This window comes from Serinicoccus sp. CUA-874 (genome assembly GCF_001942225.1).
GTDB classification, from domain to species: Bacteria; Actinomycetota; Actinomycetes; order Actinomycetales; family Dermatophilaceae; genus Ornithinicoccus; species Ornithinicoccus marinus.
Window position 1 is genome coordinate 68942 of the sequence record NZ_MKJZ01000035.1, and the last position, 18758, is coordinate 87699.

General features: G+C 73.6%; 22 protein-coding genes and 1 tRNA gene. 8 read left to right on the forward strand and 15 right to left on the reverse strand.

All coding sequences use genetic code 11. The features are described from left to right. Positions 1-4 precede the first annotated feature (4 nt). Positions 5-556, reverse strand: coding sequence for a YbaK/EbsC family protein (locus BJF80_RS12560; protein ID WP_075814098.1), 552 nt, complete (start codon positions 554-556; stop codon positions 5-7). Then, positions 553-1083, reverse strand: coding sequence for a YbhB/YbcL family Raf kinase inhibitor-like protein (locus BJF80_RS12565; RefSeq protein ID WP_075814100.1), 531 nt, complete (start codon positions 1081-1083; stop codon positions 553-555). The genes BJF80_RS12560 and BJF80_RS12565 overlap by 4 nt, the downstream gene beginning before the upstream one ends. A gap of 77 nt (positions 1084-1160) precedes the next feature. On the opposite strand from BJF80_RS12565, the gene BJF80_RS12570 reads away from it, so the two are divergent. Then, positions 1161-2582: a DNA polymerase IV gene (locus BJF80_RS12570; protein ID WP_075814102.1), complete on the forward strand. Its 1422-nt coding sequence runs from the start codon at positions 1161-1163 to the stop codon at positions 2580-2582. A 57-nt stretch (positions 2583-2639) separates the two neighbouring features. Continuing rightward, positions 2640-2723, forward strand: a tRNA-Leu gene (locus BJF80_RS12575). 62 nt (positions 2724-2785) lie between these two features. On the opposite strand, the gene BJF80_RS18915 is transcribed toward BJF80_RS12575, so the two are convergent. From BJF80_RS18915 to BJF80_RS12620, 9 genes are all read right to left on the reverse strand, one after another. Then, positions 2786-3112, reverse strand: a complete 327-nt coding sequence (locus BJF80_RS18915; RefSeq protein WP_158068535.1) for a VOC family protein — start codon at positions 3110-3112, stop codon at positions 2786-2788. Positions 3113-3361: 249 nt separating this feature from the next. After that, complete coding sequence (locus BJF80_RS12585; RefSeq protein ID WP_075814106.1) at positions 3362-4360, reverse strand: ABC transporter ATP-binding protein; 999 nt, start codon at positions 4358-4360, stop codon at positions 3362-3364. Next, on the reverse strand, positions 4357-5178 hold the full coding sequence (locus tag BJF80_RS12590) for an ABC transporter permease (protein ID WP_075814108.1): 822 nt from the start codon (positions 5176-5178) through the stop codon (positions 4357-4359). The genes BJF80_RS12585 and BJF80_RS12590 overlap by 4 nt, the downstream gene beginning before the upstream one ends. Then, on the reverse strand, positions 5171-6004 hold the full coding sequence (locus BJF80_RS19385; RefSeq protein ID WP_083673662.1) for an ABC transporter permease: 834 nt from the start codon (positions 6002-6004) through the stop codon (positions 5171-5173). Before BJF80_RS19385 ends, BJF80_RS12590 begins: the two co-directional genes overlap by 8 nt. Before the next feature lie 60 nt (positions 6005-6064). After that, positions 6065-6664 carry a pentapeptide repeat-containing protein gene (locus BJF80_RS12600; RefSeq protein ID WP_237767604.1) on the reverse strand — a complete coding sequence of 200 codons (600 nt, stop codon included), beginning with the start codon at positions 6662-6664 and terminating at the stop codon, positions 6065-6067. After that, positions 6661-7029 carry a hypothetical protein gene (locus BJF80_RS12605; protein WP_075814112.1) on the reverse strand — a complete coding sequence of 123 codons (369 nt, stop codon included), beginning with the start codon at positions 7027-7029 and terminating at the stop codon, positions 6661-6663. The genes BJF80_RS12600 and BJF80_RS12605 overlap by 4 nt, the downstream gene beginning before the upstream one ends. 15 nt (positions 7030-7044) lie before the next feature. Further along, a complete protein-coding gene (locus BJF80_RS12610) occupies positions 7045-7782 on the reverse strand; it encodes a GntR family transcriptional regulator (protein WP_202817217.1) in 738 nt (245 codons plus the stop codon). A gap of 38 nt (positions 7783-7820) precedes the next feature. Next, positions 7821-8591 (reverse strand): sulfite exporter TauE/SafE family protein, encoded by a 771-nt coding sequence (locus tag BJF80_RS12615; RefSeq protein ID WP_202817223.1) that lies wholly within the window; start codon positions 8589-8591, stop codon positions 7821-7823. After that, positions 8588-9172 carry a rhodanese-like domain-containing protein gene (locus tag BJF80_RS12620; RefSeq protein WP_075814116.1) on the reverse strand — a complete coding sequence of 195 codons (585 nt, stop codon included), beginning with the start codon at positions 9170-9172 and terminating at the stop codon, positions 8588-8590. The genes BJF80_RS12615 and BJF80_RS12620 overlap by 4 nt, the downstream gene beginning before the upstream one ends. A 112-nt stretch (positions 9173-9284) precedes the next feature. On the opposite strand from BJF80_RS12620, the gene BJF80_RS12625 reads away from it, so the two are divergent. Both BJF80_RS12625 and BJF80_RS12630 read left to right on the forward strand, forming a co-directional pair. Then, positions 9285-10640 carry an MBL fold metallo-hydrolase gene (locus tag BJF80_RS12625; protein ID WP_075814118.1) on the forward strand — a complete coding sequence of 452 codons (1356 nt, stop codon included), beginning with the start codon at positions 9285-9287 and terminating at the stop codon, positions 10638-10640. 36 nt (positions 10641-10676) lie between these two features. Next, positions 10677-11288 (forward strand): nucleotidyltransferase family protein, encoded by a 612-nt coding sequence (locus BJF80_RS12630; protein ID WP_075814120.1) that lies wholly within the window; start codon positions 10677-10679, stop codon positions 11286-11288. A gap of 105 nt (positions 11289-11393) precedes the next feature. Here the strand turns inward: BJF80_RS12630 and BJF80_RS12635 are convergent, their stop codons facing one another. The 3 genes from BJF80_RS12635 to BJF80_RS12645 form a co-directional block, all read right to left on the reverse strand. Further along, positions 11394-11714, reverse strand: a complete 321-nt coding sequence (locus tag BJF80_RS12635) for a hypothetical protein (RefSeq protein ID WP_237767605.1) — start codon at positions 11712-11714, stop codon at positions 11394-11396. Positions 11715-11842: 128 nt separating this feature from the next. Further along, positions 11843-12190 carry a GntR family transcriptional regulator gene (locus BJF80_RS12640; protein WP_143554108.1) on the reverse strand — a complete coding sequence of 116 codons (348 nt, stop codon included), beginning with the start codon at positions 12188-12190 and terminating at the stop codon, positions 11843-11845. After that, complete coding sequence (locus tag BJF80_RS12645) at positions 12184-12507, reverse strand: hypothetical protein (RefSeq protein ID WP_075814122.1); 324 nt, start codon at positions 12505-12507, stop codon at positions 12184-12186. Before BJF80_RS12645 ends, BJF80_RS12640 begins: the two co-directional genes overlap by 7 nt. Before the next feature lie 601 nt (positions 12508-13108). On the opposite strand from BJF80_RS12645, the gene BJF80_RS12655 reads away from it, so the two are divergent. Beyond that, a complete protein-coding gene (locus tag BJF80_RS12655; RefSeq protein WP_075814356.1) occupies positions 13109-13996 on the forward strand; it encodes an AAA family ATPase in 888 nt (295 codons plus the stop codon). A gap of 40 nt (positions 13997-14036) precedes the next feature. Beyond that, positions 14037-15191 (forward strand): vWA domain-containing protein, encoded by a 1155-nt coding sequence (locus tag BJF80_RS12660; protein WP_075814358.1) that lies wholly within the window; start codon positions 14037-14039, stop codon positions 15189-15191. Between the two features lie 80 nt (positions 15192-15271). Here the strand turns inward: BJF80_RS12660 and BJF80_RS12665 are convergent, their stop codons facing one another. Further along, the gene (locus tag BJF80_RS12665; RefSeq protein WP_158068536.1) at positions 15272-16846 is read right to left on the reverse strand and encodes a M48 family metalloprotease; all 1575 of its coding nucleotides are present in this window, start codon (positions 16844-16846) and stop codon (positions 15272-15274) included. Between the two features lie 99 nt (positions 16847-16945). Between BJF80_RS12665 and BJF80_RS12670 the strand changes: the two genes are divergently transcribed. Together BJF80_RS12670 and BJF80_RS12675 are read left to right on the forward strand one after the other, a co-directional pair. Then, complete coding sequence (locus tag BJF80_RS12670) at positions 16946-18082, forward strand: XdhC family protein (protein WP_075814128.1); 1137 nt, start codon at positions 16946-16948, stop codon at positions 18080-18082. A 132-nt stretch (positions 18083-18214) separates the two neighbouring features. Next, complete coding sequence (locus BJF80_RS12675; protein WP_075814130.1) at positions 18215-18697, forward strand: (2Fe-2S)-binding protein; 483 nt, start codon at positions 18215-18217, stop codon at positions 18695-18697. Positions 18698-18758: the final 61 nt, after the last annotated feature.

The following is an 18758-nucleotide window of genomic DNA, read 5'->3' on the forward strand; positions in this document are numbered from 1 at the left end:
GCTCTCAGACGGCGAGCCCGTCGACGACCCGGGCGCCGGGCAGATGGGCCGCCATCGCACCGGGCAGGCGCAGCTTGCTGCGTCGCACACCCGACCCGATGACGATCCGGTCCCGGTCCAGGACGCGGGCGTCGACCAGCACCGGCCAGTCGTGCGGCAGCCCGACCGGGGTGATGCCGCCGTACTCCATCCCGGTGCGCTCGACCGCGTCGTCCATGCCCATGAACGAGCACTTGCGCACGTCGAGCGTCTTGCGGATGGTCGTGTTGACATCGGCACGGGTATGCCCGAGCACCAGGGCGGCGCACACCCGCTCCTGCCCCGCGCGCGATCCGGCGATCACGATGCAGTTGGCCATGTCCTCCATCGCCCACCCGGTCGCCTCGACCAGCACGGCGGTGTCGGCCTGGTCCGGGTCGATCTCGGCGACCTCGATGACGCCGACGTCGACGCCCGCTGCCTCGGTCCCCTCCTGGCGGAGGCCCTCCAGCGCCAGCCGCACCGGCTCTGCCAGCAGGTCCGGGCGGTCCAGGGCGGGCGCCCAGGCGAGGGTCACAGCTGGTAGGTGCCGGTGATCGAGCCTCGGGCCAGCACGTTGCCGAGCGTCATGAACTGCGCCTTGGCGATCGAGCTGGAGGCGTCGAGCCCGGTGTCGTCGGTGTCCAGGGCCCACACGGTGAAGACGTAGCGGTGCGGCACGTCACCCTCGGGCGGGGCGCAGCCGCCCCAGTCCTTGGTGCCGAAGTCGTTGGCCAGCGTGTAGGCGCCCTCACCGTGCTGGTTGCCGTACTCACCCGCCCCGGAGGCGAGGCTGGTGACGTCGGCGGGCAAACCCAGGATCGCCCAGTGCGAGAAGCCGCCCACGACGGGCGCATCCGGGTCGTGGCAGACCAGCAGGTAGGACTTCGTGCCCTCGGGCGCGCCGGACCAGGACAACTGTGGCGAGGTGTTGCCGTGTCCGTAGCCGGCGTCGTCCGGCAGCGCCTCGCCGTCGGCGAAGTCCTCGCTGGTCACCTCCAGCGGGGCCGGCGCGGCCGGGAGAATGTCGACGGGGTGAGGGGGAGCGGTGCGGTCGAGGTCCATGGGCCGAACCTAACCCGGGTGCCCCCGGCCACGCACGTCGTCTTGGCCCGTCGGTGCGCCGTGACACAGTGGACGGTATGCCGCAGGACGCGCGTCGGTGCATCATGCACCTCGACCTCGATGCCTTCTTCGCGGCGGTGGAGCAGCGCGACAAGCCATCGCTGCGGGGGCGACCGGTCATCGTCGGCGGGCTGGGCGGCCGCGGCGTCGTCGCGACCGCGTCCTACGAGGCCCGGCGGTACGGCGCCCGCTCGGCGATGCCCACCATCGAGGCGCGGCGGCGTTGTCCCGCCGGGACGGCCTTCCTGGCGGGGCGGTTCGCCGCCTACCGCACCACCTCCGAGGTGGTGATGGCGATGTTGCGCGAACGCTCGCCGCTGGTCGAGCAGGTGTCCGTGGACGAGGCCTACGTCGACCTGACCCCGCCCGGCGGGCCGCTCGGCTGGGACGACGACGTCGAGGAGTGGTGCCGGGAGCTGCTGGAGGGCATCGTGGAGGCGACCGGTGGGCTGACCGCCTCGGTCGGGCTGGCGACCACCAAGATGATGGCCAAGCTCGCCAGCGAGATGGACAAGCCCGCGGGGGTGACGGTGGTGCGCCCCGGGGAGGAGCTGGAGGTGCTGCACGCGCTGTCGGTCCGGGCCATCCCCGGGATCGGGCCGGCGACGGCCTCGCGGCTGCACGGGTTCGGGGTCGACACGGTGGCCGACCTGGCGCGCATGTCCGAGCCGGACCTGGTCTCGATCTTCGGCACCGCGCATGGTGGCGCCCTGCACCGGCTCGCCCGGGGCGAGGACGACCGCCGGGTCGTGGTGGAGCGGGAGGCGAAGTCGATCTCGGTCGAGGGGACCTTCGAGCACGACGTGTCCGACCGGTCCGCCCTCGAGTCGGAGCTGGCCCGGATGTCGCGGGGGTTGGCGGGCCGGCTGGAGCGGACCGGCGTCTTCGCCCGCACCATCACGGTCAAGGCCCGGCAGCACGACTTCACGACGCAGACGCGGTCCGGCACGCTGCCCTTCGCCACCGGCGACGCCGGCGTGATCGAGCGCGAGGGTCGGCGGCTGCTGCGCTCGGTCGATGTGACGTCGGGGCTGCGGCTGCTCGGGCTGGGCGTCGCCGGGCTCACCGCCCACGCGCAGGAGGAGCTGTCGCTGGAGACGGCATACCCCGAGCTGGGGGAGGTCGCCCTCCCGGACGCGGTGGGGGCGCTGGAGGACGCCTCCGACGCGCGCGACGTCGTGGCGCAGGGAGGCGACGGTGCGGACGAGGAGGAGCCGCCGCGGGCCGTTGCCGGCCGGATGCTGCCCGGGTGGCGGACCGGCCAGGACGTGCGGCACGACGGGCACGGAACCGGCTGGGTGTGGGGGAGCGGCCGGGGTGTCGTGACGGTCCGCTTCGAGGGTCCGCGCACCGCGCCCGGCCCGGTGCGCAGCTTCCGCGAGGACGACCCCGCGCTGCACCAGGCCGACCCACCGGAGTGGCGCGATCCACCCCCGTGACCGTGCTAGTCTTGACGGTCGTTGCGCACCTCCCACGGGTGCCGCAGCGACACCCTTGTCCGGGTGGCGGAATGGCAGACGCGCTAGCTTGAGGTGCTAGTGCCCTTAACGGGCGTGGGGGTTCAAGTCCCCCTCCGGACACCGTGTCCTGTTCCAGGACAGGGAAACCCCCGGACCCTCGGTCCGGGGGTTTTTCCGTGGGTTCAGGGGGCTGTCTGCACCAGGGTGACCAGGTTGCCGTCGGGGTCATCGAGGGAGGCGAACCCTGCCACCGCCGTGCCCTCCTGCGCGCGGACCTCCACACCCCGGTCTGACAGCGCAGCGACCGTCGGCCCCAGGTCGGTGACCTGGAGCGTCACCAGGCCGCCGCCGCTGCGTCGCCCGTCGACGGTCACCTGCAGGGCACCGCCGCCGACGTGCCACTCCGCCAGACCGGGCATGAGCGAGGCGTCCGGCTCCCGGCCGCGGACGGCGCGGTAGAACTCCAGCACGATGACGGTGTTGCCCTCGGAGTCGTCGAAGGTGAACATCGGCGGCATCCCCTCCAGCCGCAAGACGTCCTCGTGCGGACGGACCCCGCCTCCTGCAGCTGACGGTGGGCACGGTCCGCGTCGTCTGTCCAGTACCCGCACGCCCGTCGGCAGGCCGCTCTCTCGGGTGATGAGCGCCACGGGCACCGACCCGCACCGGCGGTCGACGTCATCGGGGCCCGCCGTCCAGGCGCCGATCACCGAGGAACAGGGGTCGGACTCCTGCGGGCGGCGGAGGGGCGATCTCGCTCAGCGCCGTGAGGCGTAGATGCGGCGCACGACGTCCTCGATCTCGGGCTCCTCGATCGCCAGGTCGCGCACCTCGCCACGCTGCGAGACCGCCGCGAGGACGGCCGCAGCCGTGGTCCGCTCGGGGTCGAAGGCGAGGCGCTGCTGCAGCCCGTGCCCCTCGCTGGACAGGTGCTCGGTCGACGGTATGCCCGTGAGCGGCTCGGCAGGCCGCTCCAGGTCCACGACGAGCACCCGGCGGGCGCCGACGGTGCGCGAGAGCCCGGAGAGCGTGCCGTCGTAGGCCAGCCGGCCGTCGTCGATGACCAGGACCCGCGGGCACAGGCGCTCGACGTCGCCCATGTCGTGCGTGGTGAGCAGCAGCGTCGTGCCGTGCTCGCGGCGCTCCTCGATGAGGAACTCGCGCAGCCGCTGCTTGGAGAGCACGTCCAGCCCGATCGTCGGCTCGTCGAGGACGACGAGGCGAGGGGAGTGCAGCAGCGCCGCGGCGACCTCGGCGCGCATGCGCTGCCCGAGCGAGAGCTGCCGGACCGGGGTGTCGAGGTAGCCCCCCATCTCGAGGCGCTCGACCAGCTCGCCGGTGCGCACCCGCTCGGTCGTGGCGTCGAGGTGATGGATGGCCGCGAGGATGCGGAAGGACTCGGCGACCGGCAGGTCCCACCACAGCTGGGAGCGCTGCCCGAAGACGACCCCGATCTGCCGGGCCAGCGCGCGCCGCTGCCGCACCGGGTCCAGCCCGCAGGTGCGCACCTCGCCCTCGGTCGGCACCAGGATGCCCGCGAGCATCTTGATGGTGGTCGACTTGCCCGCGCCGTTGGCCCCGATGTAACCCACGGCCTCACCGGGCCGAATCGTGAAGCTCAGGTCGTCCACCGCGCGGACCCGCCGGCCACGGATCCGGTGACCGCGGGAGCGGACCACGAAGTCGCGGGTCAGCCCGCTGACCTGCACGACGGCGCCCTCACCCGCCGGACGACCGCCGGTACCTGTCGGATTCACCCGCCCGCCCCCTGGTAGTGCCGCATCCCCAGCCGCCAGCACCCGAGGGCCAGCAGCCAGCTCCAGCCGGCCACGACCGGCGCGAGCCAGGCGATCCAGCCGGGCAGACCGAAGGGCACCGGCAGGTCCAGCAGCGCCAGGGCGGGCAGGTAGCCGGTGAAGACGACCGGGAAGATCAGCCCGAAGACCATCACCAGCGACCGCGGCCACACCGACGCGGGCTGGCTCGCGGCATACCTCCCGCCGTAGACGAAGGCGTTGGTGGTCTCGGCCCCGTTGACGAGGAAGAACTGGAGGCCCGCCGCGGCGATGAAGATCGCGGCGTAGATCGCCGTCGCCGCCGGGATCGTCAGCACGAGTAGGGTGACCTTCTCCGGGGTCCAGGTCACCCCGCTCACCGCGAGACCGACGACGAGGATGACGCCTCCCCCGAGCACCCGCGCGATCCGGCGCAGGTCGAGATCGCTGGTCATCAGCTGGGCCAGCACCGGCTGCGGACGGAGGTAGAAGACGTCGACCGTCCCGGCGCGCACGTAGGTCGGCATCCGGTCGCAGTGCCCGACGAGCAGGTCCGCGAGGCTGAACGTCATCTCGGCCAGCCCGAAGACCAGCATCACCGAGGCGAGCGTCAACCCACCGATCGCGTCGACCTGACCGAAGAGCACCCACACCTCACCGAACTCGACGAGGGTGATGAGACCGGCGCCGAGCAGGTCCAGCCGGAAGGACGTCGCGTAGGAGCGTTGCGCGCGGACGCGGGAGGCCAGGACCGCCCGGTATGCCCGCAGGTCGGCGACGAGTGCTGCCGTGTCAGCCACCCTGCACCTCCAGGTGGCGGCGCCCGGCGCGGGTGAGGAGGTGCCCGCCCGCGGCGACCACGCTGATCCACAGGACCTGGACGGCGACCAGGCGCAGGGCGTCCATGCCGGCGGCATACCCGGACAGGATCTCGACCGGCGTCATGAGCGTCGACGGGAAGGGAGTGATCCGGGCGAGCGTCTCGAGCCAGCCGGGGAAGAGGCCCACCGGGATGTAGAGCCCGCAACAGAAGCTGGCCACGACCATGTAGGCCACCTGCAGGCCGCGGATCTCGACCAGCCACAGCGCGCTCATGGACAGGGCGTAGACGCACAGGTAGGACAGCGTCATCGCCAGGAGCACGCTGAGCGTCCCGAGGAGGTAGGGCCAGACCCCCCGGGGCAGCGCCATGCCCGTCGTGAGCAGGCCGACGGTCAGGGTGGGCAGTCCGCGCGGGAGCAGCGTGAAGAGCCGGCTCCCGAGAAAGGTGGCCAGGCCGGCGAGCTGCAGGTCGAGCGGGCGCAGGAAGTCCACCGCGATGTCGCCCGACCGGATGCGCTCGGCCAGGACGTCGCGACCGTAGACGTTGACGAGGCCCAGCATCGCCTGGCTGAGCCAGACGTAGGCCAGCATCGTGCCGGTGTCGTAGCCACCGAGGGTGCCGCCCGCGGCGGCGAGGGTCGCGAGCAGGATGGCCGCCTTGAGAAAGCCGAAGGTGGCGTTGGCGACGAGCCCGCCGACGGCCGCGGCGAGGTAGGCGCTCTGCTGCCGGAAACCCGCCACGAGCAGCCGCAGGTAGGCGCGCGCCGGGGCAGGCGCGACCGGAGCAGCAGCCGAGGGGGTCACAACCGCACGACCCTACCGGCGACGCGCCGGTGCCGCACCGGGTCGCGACGCCCGGGCGGGTCAGGCGTCGACGACCGCGCCGAGCGACTCGGCGAGCGCCAGCGCCCCGGCCAGGTCGAGCCTCGCGCCGCGCACGGCGGCGTCGGTGAGGTCGGCACCGACGAGGCTCGCCTCCCGCAGGTCGGCCCCCTCGAGCCGCGCCGAGCGCAGCAGCGCGCCCGACAGGTCGCTCCCGCGCACGGTGGTCTTGCGCAGGTCGGCCTCGGTCAGGTCGGCCTCGGTGAGCCGCAGCCCGCTCAGGTCCTGGTCGCGCAGGTCGGCGCCCCGCAGCGACACGCCCCACCACGAGCCGCCGGAGACGGTCAGCGGCCGCAGGTCGCAGCCGCCGAAGCTGGACCCGTCCAGCCGGCAGCCCTCGAGCGTGGCGTCGAAGAACGAGGTGTCGGTGAAGGTGCAGGCGACGAAGGCGCTGCCCCGATGCACCGAGGCGTTGAACCGGCACCGGTCGAAGGTGCAGTCGGTGAAGCGGCACCCGGTCGTCACCGCCTCGGTGAGGTCGACCTCCCGGAAGACGCAGTCGCGCCAGGACGCCTCGGCGAGCTCGGCGGCATACCAGTCCTCGTCGAGCACGGTGCCGCCGACGACCTCCTCACTGCTCACGGCAGCGGCTGGCAGTCGTTGCCGCATCCCGTCTCCGACGGCTCCGAGTCCGGCCGGGGGCGGCGGTGGAGCACGGCGTGGCTCGGCTCGACGTGCAGCTCGTCGCCGACCAGGGCCGCCTCGCCGTCGACGATCAGCGAGTAGCCGCCCGCCTCGGCCGGCGGCAGCAGCAGCGTGACGTGCGGACGGTCGGGGACGGTGCGCGACGCGGTGCGTCCGGGCCGCTCGACGACGAGGATGTCGTCGCGCATGCTCACCAACACCTCACCCACGTGCGGGCGCTCCTCCCCGGACACCAGGAGGTATGCCGTGGGGTGCCGCCGGAGCGCGTCCGCGAGTTCGTCGATGTCCACCACGATGCTCATGGGGACATCCTGCCTCTAGCGTCCGACGGTGAAGCCGTCGGCGTCGAACGACAGGGTGAGGGCATAGCGGTCCGCGCGGACCGTCGTGCGTCGGCACTCGACCGGCGCGCCCTGCAAGGTCCCGGTCCGCTCGATGACCAGCCCGGCGGCCGGCGGCGGCACGTCGAGTAGCGCCGCGAGATCCTCGTCGAGGACGGCGGCGGCGATCCGCTCGTGGCCGCCGTCGGGGCGGGGGATGCCGTGTCGCTCCAGCTCGCCGTAGAGCGCGGTCCGGGTGAAGTCGGTGCCGACGAGCACCCCCGCCAGCGCCGCCGGCATCCAGACGCAGTCGTGCGCCAGCGGCACGTCGTCGGCGAGGCGTAGCCGCTCCAGCCCGAAGAGATCGGTCTGCGGCGGCAGGCCGAGGGCCTGCGCGGCGCGGACCTCGTGGGTCACACCGCAGGAGAGCACCCGGCTCGTCTGCCGCATCCCGCGCGCCTCCACCTCGGCGAACATCGAGTACAGCCCGCCCAGCGGCTGCTCGATGGTGGTCGCCAGCACCTCGCTGCGCCGGCCCCGGCCGGAGCGCACCAGGCCGGCGGCGCGGATCCGGCGCAGCGCCTCGCGGACGGTATGCCGGGAGACGGCATACTCCTCGCGCAGCTCTCCCTCGGCCGGGAACCCCCGGGTGAAGTCGCCCGCCTCCAGGCGCCGCAGCAGGTCCGCGTGCAGCTGTGCCCAGAGCGGCTGTGCGCTGGTCCGGTCGAGTCTCACTCCATCCAGGGTAGCCACGGGAGGTTCCAGAGGAGAGGTCACCGTGCCAGGGCCGGGACGACGACCTCCTGGACGATGATGAACGCGGCCATGACCAGGACGAACCACCCGAACATCGTGCGCAGCCGGTCGGGCCTGATGCGGCCGGCGAGCGGGCCGCCGAGCAGGGCGCCAACCACGGCCGCGGCCGTCACCAGACCGGCCGTGGTCCAGTCGATGTGGACCGAGGCGAGGTACCCGCCCAGGCCGGCCGCGGACTTCATCGCGATGACGACGAGCGAGGTCCCCACGGCCACCGGCATCGGCAGGCCGCCCAGGAGTGCCAGCGCCGGCACCACGAGGAAGCCGCCGCCCGCGCCGACCAGGCCGGTGACCAGCCCGACGACCAGACCCTCCAGGACGACCTGGGGGACGGGGAGGTGGTCGTGCACCTTGCGCGGGTCCACCTCGCGGCGTCCGCGCAGCATGGCGAAGGCCGTGGCGAGCATCATGGCCGCGAAGCCGACGAGCAGCCAGTGGCCCGGCACGTAGGCGGCGAGCCGGCCACCGGCATACGCCCCCGCCATCCCCGCCACGCCGAAGACGAGCCCGGTCCGCCACTGGACCCGCCCCGCGCGGGCGTGCGAGACCGCACCCACGGCGCTGGTCACGCCGACGACGAGTAGCGAGGTGGCGATCGCCTCCTTCGTGTCCATCCCGGCGACGTACACGAGCAGCGGCACCATGAGGATCGAGCCGCCGCCGCCGAGCAGGCCGAGGGTGACCCCGACGAGCGCGGCGAGGAGGAGGACGAGGACGAGCACGGTCAGCGTCCGGTCAGCTGGGCGACGAGCTGGGCCGGGTCGGTCCCCTTGACCTGGTTGTAGGGCAGCTTGGAGAGCAGCATCCCCATCGCGCAGGTGTTGCTCAGCGCGGCGAAGGTGAGGCCGGCGCCGATGCCGCCGGCGACCCACTTGGCGCCCGGCACGACGGTGCTGGTGAGGATGCTGGAGAGGACGATGCCGCCGGCGACGAGCCGGACCTGGCGCTCGAGCTCCCAGCGCTGGGCGCCGCGGACGACCCGCTGGCCCGAGCTCTCCCAGGCGCCCATCCCGCCGCGCAGGACGTGGAGGTTGTCGCTGCCGGCGGCGCTGAGGGTGACGTCGGCCTGTTCCGCCCGGGCGCCAGACTGGCAGACGAGCACGACGTCGGTGTCCAGGTGCCGGGCGATGTCGGCGCGGTGCTCCTTGAGCGTGTCCAGCGGCACGTTGTAGGAGCCCTCGATGTGGGCCGACTCGAACTCGGCGGGGGTGCGGACGTCCAGGACGAGCAGGTCGGCTCCGGCGGCGCGGCGCTCGGCGAGCCACTGGGCGTCGACGGTAATGCTCGTGCTGGCGGGGGTGTTGCTCACGTTCGCTCCTCGAGTGGTGGGGAAGATGTGAAGGGGTGGTGCTGTTGCACCGGGCAGCAATAGTACGTACATTTAGGTACGCCGCCAAACCGAAGGAGAGAGAGCACCCCTCATGAACGTCACCGTCATCGACACCTCAGCCCTGGGCGACCGGTCCTACCTCGTGCACGACGGCGAGGTGGCCCTGGTCGTGGACCCGCAGCGCGACATCGACCGCGTCACCGCCGCCGCAGCGCAGGCAGGGGTGCGGATCACCCACGTCGCGGAGACGCACATCCACAACGACTACGTCACCGGTGGGCTCGAGCTCGCCCGGGCGACGGGAGCGGCATACCTCGTCAACGCCGCCGACCCGGTGCAGTTCGACCGCACCCCGATCAGCGACGGCGAGAGCGTCGCCGTCGGCGGGCTGCAGGTGCAGGCGGTCGCCACGCCGGGTCACACCGAGACCCACCTGTCCTACGTCGTCACGCACGAGGGCGAGCAGGCGGTGTTCTCCGGTGGCAGCCTGCTCTTCGGCTCGGTCGGGCGCACCGACCTCGTCGCGCCGGCCAAGACGACCGAGCTCACGCACGCGCAGTATGCCTCCGTGCGGCGGCTCGTGGGGGAGTCCCAGGACGACGCCGCGCTCTACCCCACCCACGGCTTCGGTTCGTTCTGCTCCAGCGGGCCGGCGACGGGTGCCGAGAGCTCGACGATCGCCGAGCAGCGGGAGCACAACCACGCCCTGACCGACCAGGACGAGGCCCACTTCGTCGAGCAGCTCATCGCCAACCTCACGGCTTACCCGACCTACTACGCGCACATGGGTCCGGCCAACCTCAAGGGACCGCAGCCGGTCGACCTGGCCGTCCCCGAGCCGCTGGACGCCGAGGAGCTGACCCGGCGCCTGGAGCAGGGGGAGTGGGTCGTCGACCTGCGCGAGCGCGTGGCCTTCGCCGATGGCCACCTCTCGGGCGCGGTGAGCTTCGAGTACGGCAACGGGGCCAGCTTCACCACCTTCCTGGGCTGGGTGCTGCCGTGGAACGACCGCATCACGCTGGCCGGTAGCCGGGAGCAGGTCGAGGCCGCCATCCGCGACCTGTCCCGCATCGGCATCGACTCCCCGGACGCCGCGCTCGGCACCGACCCCGCGCAGCTCGCCCCGGACGCCGCCACCGCGTCCTATCCCCGGGTCGGCTGGGAGCAGATGCTCCAGGAGCGCGGCGCGGACGAGGCCGTGCTCGACGTGCGTCGCGCGGACGAGTTCGCCGCCTCGCACGTCGAGGGCGCGGTCAACGTGCCGCTGCACGAGCTGCTGACCCGCATGGACGAGGTGCCGACCGGCACCGTCTGGGTGCACTGCGGCTCGGGCTACCGCGCCGGCGTGGCCGCCAGCCTCATCCAGCGCGCGGGCGGCTCGCCGGTGCACGTGGACGCGGGCTTCGGCGACGCGCAGGACGCAGGCCTGCCGATCACCCAGGGCTGAGCACCTCACCGCGGTCGGCACGGCACACTGTCGTGCATGCCCGCACCCGCCGCCCGCGTCACCGCTCTGCTTCTCGCCGCCGGGGCCGGACGCCGCTACGGCGGGCCCAAGGCCCTGGCGAGGACCGAGGGTGACACCGAGGCGTGGGTGGTCCGCTCCGCGCGGGTCCTGCTCGACGGGGGCTGCGGGGACGTGCTCGTCGTCACCGGGGCCGAGGCGGGTCGGGTCGAGCGCGTGCTCGGCCAAGCCTCCGGTATGCCGCAGGTCGCGACCACCTTCTGCGGCACCTGGGAGCAGGGGATGGGGGAGTCGCTGCGCGCCGGGCTCATGTCCCTCGTCGCGCGGGGTCGCACCGTGCCGCTCGTCGCGGTGGTGCACCTCGTGGACCTGCCCGACGTCGGCGCCGAGGTCGTCGCCCGGCTGCTGGCGCAGGGCGGCACCCGACCCTCCACCCTGGCGCGGGCGGCATACCAGGGCACGCCGGGGCACCCGGTCGCGCTCGGTCAGGAGCACTGGCAGCAGGTGCTCGGGGGATCGCGCGGCGACGCTGGAGCCCGGACGTATCTGCGTCGCGCCCGGCCGGCTCTGGTCGAGTGCGGCGACCTGGCCGGCGGCCGCGACGTCGACGAGCCGGAGGAGACGACATGAGCGGATGGCTCTGGGACGGGCTCGGATCCGTCTACGGGTGGCCCACTTCGTGCACGGTCAGCGCGTTGCCGGGCGCGCCACCGGGCCACTCGGCAGGTTGAGCGCTCATGGCACGTCGGTGGTGACCGTGCCGCCGCCGTAGCCGAACTGCTGGTCCCGGCCCTCGACCGTCACCTCGCCGACCTCGTCCGGGATGGTCAGGCCGCGCTGGGTCCGGGTGAACGGCTGCTCACCGGCGTGGTCGTGCGCCAGCTGGTGCTCCCCGGGCACCGTCCCGTCCGGCGCCACGACCCGCCAGCCGTCGGCATACCGCTGCGGCGTGTCGTAGGGCGAGGAGATCGTCACCTCGACGTCGTAGGTGCCGTCGTCGGCAGGGACGAGCTCGGCCTCGATCACGTCCGGGTGCCGCTGCTCGACGGCCGACATGCCTGCCGTCGAGGCGGCCGCGGGGTCCCTTGTCGGTGCAGGTGCGTCCTGACCTCCGGTGCAGCCGCACAGCGCGACGAGAGCCCCGAGGGCGAGTGCCGATCGTGCCGTTGTCGCGGGCACGGGGCTCACCAGCTCCGGCGCAGCAGGCCGATCGCCTGGGAGAGGTCGAGACCGGACTCGCGGGCGGCGCGCACGAAGTCTGCGGCCGCACCCCGGCTGGGCAGGGAGGGGGCGAGCTCGTCCCGCACGAGCGTGCCGCCGCGCCCGCGCGTCTCGACGTGCCCCTCCTCCTCGAGCTGGCGGTAGGCCTTGGCGACGGTGTTGGGCGCGATGCCGAGGTCGCCGGCGAGCTGACGGACCGGGGGCAGCTTCTCGCCGGGCACGAGGTCGCCGGCGCGCACCCCGGCGACCACCTGGTCCACGATCTGCTCGAAGACGGGGGTGGCGAGGTCGGGGTCGATCCGGATCAGCACGCCACCGCCTCCTGCACCGCGGCGGGTATGCCGGTGCGCGCCCACCAGAACGCGAACAGACCGAGCACGGCCAGGGCGGTGATCCACGCCGCGAGCTCCATGGCGATGGCCGCACCAGAACCCTCGAGCAGCGCGACCCACAGCGCCGTGCCGACGCAGCAGACCGAGAGCCAGAGGGACCCGGCGAGGTCGCTGAGGACCCGCGCCCGCAGCCACTCCTGCCAGACCAGGTCGCCCTCGGCTCGAGCGGTCGTCCGCCGCCGCAGGACGGCGACGCCCATGAGCAGGGCGGCCACCAGCCACCCGGCCGCGACCACCAGGCACCCGGCACGAGCCACCCGGCCGGCCCCTCCACGGAACGGAGCTGCAGCAGCGCCCAGGGCGCGGCGACCGCCGTCACCAGCCCCCAGGCACCGAGCGCCACGAGGTGCGCCCGGCCGAGGTAGTCGGCAGCGCGCCTCGGCACCGCCTCGGCGACGCGGGGACCCGTGGGGATCCGCCCGCCGGAGAGGTGCCCGGCGACGCCGCCGAGTGTCGACCCGCTCACGAGGCCGAAGCCCAGGACGCCGTAGGCGGGTTCGGGCAGGAGCGTCGCGAGGGCGAGCAGCGTCAGCACACCGCCCACGGCGGCCCCGGTGGTCACGAAGACCTGCTGCCGGGCCAGGCTGGTCCGCGCGCGCTCCAGCACGTCCTCCTCGGGCTCCCACCCCGCGGCCAGGAGGGGCTGCAGCTGGCGCTCGGCGTCGGCACGACGCATGAGGTAGGCCACGGGCGGCACCGCCAGGCAGACGACGAGGGCGAACCAGAACACCACCGCTCCCTTCTGTAGCACTCGGGACTAATACATTAGTGGGTCATCCCTGGCGGGGCAAGCCTCCGCCGTGGACAACCCGGCACCGGTCGGCGATGCTGGCGGCCATGCAGCACGACGACCTGACCAGCCCGGACACGCTGAGCGCCGCGCTGGCGGAGACGGCATACCTCGCGGACGACGGGCTCGCCACGGTGACCTGGCTGGCGCACTCGCTGCAGCGGCCGCTGCTGCTGGAGGGGGAGCCCGGCACCGGCAAGACGGCGCTGGCCGAGGCGATCGCGCAGCTGCAGGACGTGCCGTTGATCCGGCTGCAGTGCTACGAGGGGATCGAGGCGAGCCAGGCGCTCTACGACTGGGACTTCCCGCGGCAGATCCTGCACCTGCGCGCGGTCGAGGCGCTCGGGCGGGAGGGGCGGGACGCGGAGGAGCTCGAGGCCGAGCTCTTCGACGAGCGCTTCCTCCAGGCCCGGCCGGTGCTCCGGGCGCTGCGGGAGGCGCCGTGCGTGCTGCTCATCGACGAGATCGACCGGGCCGACGACGAGTTCGAGGCCTTCCTGCTCGAGGTGCTCTCGACGTGGTCGGTGAGCATCCCCGAGCTCGGTGTCGTCGCCGCCGACACGCCGCCCTTCGTCGTGCTCACCTCCAACCGCACCCGCGAACTGCACGACGCGCTCAAGCGCCGCTGCCTCTACCACTGGATCGAGCACCCCGGACTGGAGCGCGAACTCGCCATCGTCCGTGCCCGGCTGCCGCAGGTGGAGGAGACCCTCGCACGCGAGGTCGTCACCCTCGTCCAGCAGGTCCGGGACGACGAGAGCCTGGTCAAGCCGCCCGGGGTGGCCGAGACGCTGGACTGGGTGCGCGCCCTGGCCGCGCTCGGGCGCAGCCGGCTCGACCCCGAGGTGGCCGCCGCGACGATGGGGGCTGCGGTGAAGTACCGCGAGGACGCCGAGCGGGTCCGCGTCGCGCTCGACCGGATGCTCGCCGGCTGAGAGGTATGCCGTGATGCATCCGGACCGGGCGAGGGTCGAGATGAGCGCCGACGCCCCTGACGCCGGGGACGGGGCCGACGGCTCGACCCGGCCCGAGGGGTGGGGCGCCGGCCAGGTGCTCGCCGGCTTCGCCCGGGCCTGCCGGGGCGCCGGGCTCCCGGTCACCGCGGACCGGGAGCGCACTTTCCTGCAGGCCTGTGCCGCCGTCGGGCTGGGGGAGCAGGCGCGGGTCTACTGGGCCGGTCGGGCGACCCTCACCGCCTCGCCGGCCGACCTGGGCGCCTACGACCGGGTCTTCGCCGGCTGGTTCGGCGGGGTGCCGCTGGACGCGGTGAGCCGCGAGGAGCCGCCGCGGCCCACGACGGTGCAGTCGCCGCTGGAGGACGGCCGGGGCGAGGACGACGCCGACGGGCAGGAGATGCTGCACGCGCTCGCGTCCGCGCAGGAGGTGCTGCGGCACCGCGACGTGGCCGGGCTGTCACCGGCGGACCGGGCGGCGCTGCGCCGCCAGTTCGCGACGCTGCGCCCGCGCCCGCCCACGCGGCGCGGGCGACGGCATACCCGGTCGCGACGAGGGGAGGTGGACGGCCGGGCGACGGTGCGCGCACACCTGCGCAACCTCGGCGAGCCCACCCGGATCCGGTGGCGCGAGCAGGCGGTCCGGCGACGCGGCGTGGTGCTGCTCGTGGACGTCTCCGGCTCGATGAGCTCCTACGCCGACGCGCTGCTGCGGCTGGCGCACACGGTCGTGCAGTCCGCGCCGGCCAGCACCGAGGTCTTCACCGTCGGCACGCGGCTCACCCACGTCACCCGGGCGCTGCGCGAGCGCGACCCCGACCGGGCGCTGCTGGCCGCGGGGGAGACGGTGCCGGACTGGTCGGGCGGGACCCGGCTCGGCGAGGCGGTCGAGGTCTTCCTGCGGCGCTGGGGGCGACGGGGGATGGCCCGCGGTGCGGTCGTCGTCGTGCTCAGCGACGGGTGGGAGCGGCAGGCGCCCGAGGCGCTGGGGGAGCAGATGCGACGGCTGCGCTCGCTGGCGCACCGGGTGGTGTGGGCCAACCCGCACCGCGGCAAGGCGGGGTATGCCCCGGTCCAGGCGGGCATCGTCGCCGCCCTGCCGCACGTCGACGACTTCGTCGCCGGCCACTCGCTGGAGACCTTCGAGGAGCTGCTGGACGTCATCGCGCGCGCCTGACCCGCCGCCGGGCACAGCGTCCCGTGAGAGTCGGGAAGGGTCACGACTTTCACGGGACGCTCTGGCAGCGCGGCTCCCGCTCACCCGTCGGCGGGTGCCTCGCTGCGCGGCGCTGACCGCAGGCGCGCGATGCGCCCCTCGAGCCCGGGATGCTGCTGCAGCAGGTTCCACAGCCACCCGGTGCGCCGCTTCGCGACGTTGGCCTCGGCGAGGGCGTCGAGCGCGGAGGCGAGCCGCTCGGCGCCCACGGTGCGGGCGGCGTAGTCGTCCGCACGCTTCTCCAGCGCGATGCCGACCACACCCTGGACCGTGATGAGCAGGACCGGCACGATCAGCCAGACCGCCGCGAGCACGCCCCACAGCGGCACCGTCTCCAGCAGCCGACCGAGCTGCTCGCGTGCGGCCCAGCCGCCGCCGACGATGAGCAGCAGGGGCAGCAGTGCGGCGCCGGCCTTGATGAGCAGGTGGTGACCCTTGCCGTGCCCCGCCTCGTGCGCGAGGACCGCCTCGAGGTCCTCCTCGCTCAGCACCTCCAGCGCGTGGTCGGTGACGAAGACGTAGCGCAGCTGCGGCAGCACACCGCTGATCGCGGCGTTGACCACCTTGCCGCCGCGGGTGTCGATCATCCGCAGGTCACGGACGCGGACGTCGTGCGCCTCGAGCTGCTCGCGCAGCCGGGACCGGTGCGGTTCCGGCAACTCCCGGGTGCGCATCATGCGGCTGATGAGCATGGGTCCCAGAACCGCCACGACGACCATCACGACCACCAGGAAGGCGAGGTAGGCCCAGGTGTCCCACACCATCACCGCCCCGCCGATGCCGCCGACCACGCCTCCCAGGACGCCGATGACGAGGAAGGCCCGCACCGCCTCCCGCACGGCGCCGCCGGTGCTCTGCTCGGTCCGCCGTAGCTCCCGGTCCGCCGGGACGACCGCGAGGAGCACCGCCAGGACCACCAGCACGAGCGCCAGCAGCAAGAGCGAGAACCGCACCGCGATCGCGAGCCATCCCGGCGCCTCCGGGGCGACCGCGGCGAGCAGCAGGGTCACGCCGTCCTGGCCGCCCAGCAGGGAGCCGGCCACGAGGAGCAGCATCCCCCCGAGCAGCGTCGCGGATGTGGCCACCCGCAGCCGGTGCACCCGCACGTCGCGCTCCTCCTCGCTCGCGACCTGACGACGGGCATACCCGCGCAGCAGGAGGTGGATCACGACCGGCAGGACCACGAGGAGCAGCGCCGGCAGCACCGGAATCCACCACGCCTGGCGATAGGAGATTGCCTCGCCGCCCATGACGACGTCGCCGTCGTGCCGTTTCGGGTCCCCGTCGACGGTGGACCACCGGGGCAGCGACAGGTGCACCTCCCCGCTTTCGGACAGTCCTGCCCACTGCTGTGCCACGCTCGCCGGCACGGTCGCGCCCAGCAGGCTGGTGGCCGTGCCGACCGGCGTGGTGACCTGCACCCGCACCGTGTCCGGGCCGGAGTTGTCGACGACGTCGAGGTCGGCGACCTCCAGCCCGTTCGCCTCCGCGACGTCGCGGACCCGGGCCTCGGCGTCCTCGTGCGGGGTGTCCTCCGGGAAGACGACGCTCACCCGGTCGCGCGAGCCCGGCTCGTCGCGCAGGATCACCTCGCCGGGCCCGTAGTCGTACGGCATCATCCGATCACCGCACAGCGTCCCGGGGGAATCGGGAAGGGTCCCGACTCCCACGGGACCGTCAGGACGGCGCCGGGGGTCCGTGGCACGATCGGACCCATGCGCGATGTCCTGGACCGCCTCGAGGGCTGGTGGGCGGCGGGGGAGACCGCCGCGATGGCCACCGTAGTCGGCACCTGGCGCTCCGCGCCGCGCCAGCCGGGGGCCTCGATGCTGGTGGGGCAGGACGGCGAGGCCGTCGGGTCGGTCTCCGGCGGGTGCGTCGAGGGTGCGGTCTACGAGCTGGGCCAGCAGGTCATCGCCGACGGCACCCCGGTGCTCCAGCGCTACGGCGTCTCCGACGACGAGGCGATGGGGGTAGGTCTGACCTGCGGCGGCATCCTCGACGTCTACGTCGAGCGGGTCTCCCAGGACGACTTCCCGGGGCTCGGCGAGGTGGCCGCCGACATCGGCGCGGGCCGACCGGTGGCCGTGGCCACCGTGGTCGCCCATCCCGATGCCAGCCACGTCGGACGCCGCATGGTGGTCCGCCCCGAGGGCAGGGACACCGCGGGCAGCCTCGGCAGCGACCGGGCGGACGCGGCCGTGTCCGACGACGCCCGGGGCATGCTGGCCCAGGGCCGCACCGCGACCCTGGAGTACGGCCCGGACGGTGAACGTCGCGGCGAGGGGATGCGCGTCTTCGTCGCCTCCTACGCCCCCCGCCCGCGGATGCTCGTCTTCGGCGCGATCGACTTCGCCGCCGCCGTCGCGCGCGTGGGGACCTTCCTCGGCTACCGCGTCACCGTCTGCGACGCCCGACCGGTCTTCGCCACGGCGTCCCGCTTCCCGGAGGCCGAGGAGGTGGTGGTCTCCTGGCCGCACCGGTATGTCGAGGAGCAGGTCGCCGCGGGCGCGCTCGACGAGCGGACGGTCGCCTGCGTGCTCACCCACGACCCGAAGTTCGACGTGCCGCTGCTCGAGGTCCTGCTCGGCGAGGACACGCCCGAGCTCGCCTACATCGGGGCCATGGGGTCGCGCCGCACCCACGAGGACCGGCTGGCCCGGCTGCGCGAGGTCGGCGTGACGGACCCGCAGCTGGAGCGGCTGCGCAGCCCCATCGGTCTGGACCTCGGCGCGCGCACCCCGGAGGAGACCGCGGTGAGCATCGCCTCGGAGATGATCGCCCTGCGCTGGGGCGGGCGCGGGGAGCCGCTGCGCGACACCGAGGGCGAGATCCACCGGCATACCGCGTGAGCCGGATTTAGCGCCCCGTCGCGTGCCCGAATGCCGGTGCGACCGGGCGTCCGCTCATCTGTTGCAGGGTGACCTGGGTCACGGCAGGATCGGCAGGGACAGCGACGTCCCGACTGCCCGACGGAGGGCTGCATGAAGATCACCGTGAAGGTCGACGGCACCAGCTACACCGACGACGTGGAACCCCGGACCCTGCTCGTCTACCACCTGCGCGAGACCCTCGGCAAGACCGGGACCGTGGTGGGCTGCGACACCAGCAACTGCGGCGCCTGCACGGTCCTGCTCGACGGTCGCAGCGTGAAGTCCTGCAACGTCCTCGCCGTCCAGGCCGACGGCCACGAGGTCACCACCATCGAGGGGCTGGCCGACGGGGAGTCTCTCACCCCGGTCCAGGAGGCCTTCCGCGACTGCCACGCTCTGCAGTGCGGCTACTGCACCCCCGGCATGATCATGCAGGCCACCGACCTGCTCAGCAACAACCCGAGTCCCACCGAGGCGGAGGTCCGCGTCGGCATGGAGGGCAACCTGTGCCGGTGCACCGGCTACCACAACATCGTCAAGGCGGTCCTGCAGGCCTCCGGCCAGGGCACCGCCACCGGAGGTGAGCAGTCATGACCGCAGTCGACGACAGGCCGGCCACCGACGCGGCGTCCCCGAGCGGGGAGGTCGGCCGCGA

What these genes read in the sequence shown, in the direction of transcription:
- BJF80_RS12565 (WP_075814100.1), bottom strand. Translation starts at nt 1,083, where the DNA reads ATGGACCTCGACCGCACCGCTCCCCCTCACCCCGTCGACATTCTCCCG.
- BJF80_RS12570 (WP_075814102.1), top strand. Translation starts at nt 1,161, where the DNA reads ATGCCGCAGGACGCGCGTCGGTGCATCATGCACCTCGACCTCGATGCC.
- BJF80_RS18915 (WP_158068535.1), bottom strand. Translation starts at nt 3,112, where the DNA reads ATGTTCACCTTCGACGACTCCGAGGGCAACACCGTCATCGTGCTGGAG.
- BJF80_RS12605 (WP_075814112.1), bottom strand. Translation starts at nt 7,029, where the DNA reads ATGAGCATCGTGGTGGACATCGACGAACTCGCGGACGCGCTCCGGCGG.
- BJF80_RS12625 (WP_075814118.1), top strand. Translation starts at nt 9,285, where the DNA reads ATGAACGTCACCGTCATCGACACCTCAGCCCTGGGCGACCGGTCCTAC.
- BJF80_RS12630 (WP_075814120.1), top strand. Translation starts at nt 10,677, where the DNA reads ATGCCCGCACCCGCCGCCCGCGTCACCGCTCTGCTTCTCGCCGCCGGG.
- BJF80_RS12635 (WP_237767605.1), bottom strand. Translation starts at nt 11,714, where the DNA reads ATGTCGGCCGTCGAGCAGCGGCACCCGGACGTGATCGAGGCCGAGCTC.
- BJF80_RS12655 (WP_075814356.1), top strand. Translation starts at nt 13,109, where the DNA reads ATGCAGCACGACGACCTGACCAGCCCGGACACGCTGAGCGCCGCGCTG.
- BJF80_RS12660 (WP_075814358.1), top strand. Translation starts at nt 14,037, where the DNA reads ATGAGCGCCGACGCCCCTGACGCCGGGGACGGGGCCGACGGCTCGACC.
- BJF80_RS12665 (WP_158068536.1), bottom strand. Translation starts at nt 16,846, where the DNA reads ATGCCGTACGACTACGGGCCCGGCGAGGTGATCCTGCGCGACGAGCCG.
- BJF80_RS12670 (WP_075814128.1), top strand. Translation starts at nt 16,946, where the DNA reads ATGCGCGATGTCCTGGACCGCCTCGAGGGCTGGTGGGCGGCGGGGGAG.
- BJF80_RS12675 (WP_075814130.1), top strand. Translation starts at nt 18,215, where the DNA reads ATGAAGATCACCGTGAAGGTCGACGGCACCAGCTACACCGACGACGTG.